General features: G+C 33.6%; 1 protein-coding gene. It reads left to right on the plus strand.

What is annotated here, in order from left to right; genetic code table 11:
• Positions 1–544: 544 nt before the first annotated feature.
• Positions 545–943: a photosystem II protein Psb27 gene (gene psb27 / locus ACP6PL_RS02830; protein WP_426542322.1), complete on the plus strand. Its 399-nt coding sequence runs from the start codon at positions 545–547 to the stop codon at positions 941–943.
• The last annotated feature ends 1,012 nt before the right edge of the window (positions 944–1,955 follow it).

The following is a 1,955-nucleotide window of genomic DNA, read 5'->3' on the forward strand; positions in this document are numbered from 1 at the left end:
ACTTTTTGCAGCTCTATCCACCAAAAAGCTGGTACTTTTTAAGGGCTAAAAAATCCTAAAGTCTTTATCTGTGAATACTTTCATAATTAATCAGCAAGCGCTAATTAATAATTGACAAGTCTATAATATGCGAAGAATTACTTGGTTATTTTTGCCAGAGTTCTAATGTTTGACAAAAAGAAAGAATTATAGTATGGAAAATCTCAAGTACACTATAGTATTTCACTTTCCATAAATTGCAAATAGTTTCACATTCTAGGTTGTGGAATAATTACTTGAAATTACTTTAGGGTCATTTCAGTTATCAAACGTTATAGAATCCCAAGTTCAGCCAAACTATGAGATAATTCATATAAGTTATACCAATTCACTTTAAGGATGTCACATATAGTTTCAAACTTTAAATTTCAAATAATTGGCTGAAACTATTGTATTGTCAAGGTTTTTAGTCTATGAAATCCAACTTCTAACTTCTGACTTCTAACTTCTGACTTCTGACTTCAGTGAAACGGTCTTAGATACCATAGTAAATACAGAAAGTTCCATGAAACGTTTTATTTCTCGTCTACTAGCCTTAGTTTTAGTTTGTGTTATGGGTTTGATGGGTTGTTCTAATAATCCCTCAACTTTAAGTGGAAATTATTCAGAAGATACATTAAGCTTAATCAGCAGCTTAAGAACAGCTATTGAATTACCAGAAAATACAGAAGCTAAGAGTGAAGCTCAAGCAATAGCACGTCAAATAATTAATGATTATGCCTCTGTCTACAGAAGAAATGATTCTGTGGCTAATTTACCTTCATTTACTACTATGCGAACTGCTCTAAACTCTTTAGCAGGACATTATAGTTCTTATCCAAATCGTCCTGTGCCTGAAAAATTGAAGAAACGTTTAGAACAAGAGTTTAGACAAGTAGAACTTGCTTTAAAGCGTGGGGTATAATTCTTATTTAGAAGTAAGAGAAAATTCAAAATCTTTATTCTCTGTTTAACAATTAGTTATTTTTATATTCACTAGAGATTTAGGAAAGATTTTGGTAGTTTTCTTTGTGTAATTAGTAGATGGGATGAGCAATGCTAGCAAGGGAGCTAGATACTCCCACCTTTCCCGTTACCAATATAATTACAATGCACACCATCATTTTTTTGGGATAGCTCTGGGAATATATGTGAATAAGAAATAAGGAATTTCTCAACAAAAACCCTAACAAGAGAAAATTATGAATTAACATTTGAATATAAGTTGATTATCTCAACAGTTGCAGGTCAAAAAAATAGACCTAACTTAAACAGATTTTCAATAAAAATTTCAGTAATATCTGTATTACTCCATTCTAGTTAAATTAGCCATAGACTATCAAAAATAGTTCATTATAATTCTGGCTATTTAACTAGATTTTATTTCCTGATTAAGCCGGAAGAAAAATAATAAAATATCCTCAAAAATTTTTCCAATCTAATCAAGATAAACGCTGAATTATGACAAAATATAAGCTCTACACAAAAAATTAATTCTATTTCTACTAACTCCATACTCTGACATTAAGTAGCAAACATTTATCAAACTGATATCATGCCAAAATATTTTACCGAATAATTATTAATTATTAATTAAATAATTCAGGTTTAAAGCCTCCTCTTTCAAGAGGAAAAAGCGGTCGTTTGCGGAGCAGTCCGTTAGGATGGGATGCCGAGGTCTCCCGCTCTTGCAGAGCCGCTAACGCTAACGGCATATCCAATCGACCAAGAGAGCGGTCGTTTGCGGAGCATTCCGAAGGATGGGATGGCGAGGTTTCTCGCTCTTAACAGAGCCGCGTTTCATGTCGCGAAGCGAAACGCTTTTCATGTCGCGTAGCGTTTTTCATGTCGGCTCTTGGCCGAAACGCGCGTTGTGCGGAACGCTAAACGCCATATCCAATCTCCCCTTGAGAAGAAATAATATTTCCTTATATTCA

Source organism: Dapis purpurea BLCC-M126 (assembly GCF_050015975.1).
Taxonomy (GTDB): Bacteria; Cyanobacteriota; Cyanobacteriia; order Cyanobacteriales; family Microcoleaceae; genus Trichodesmium.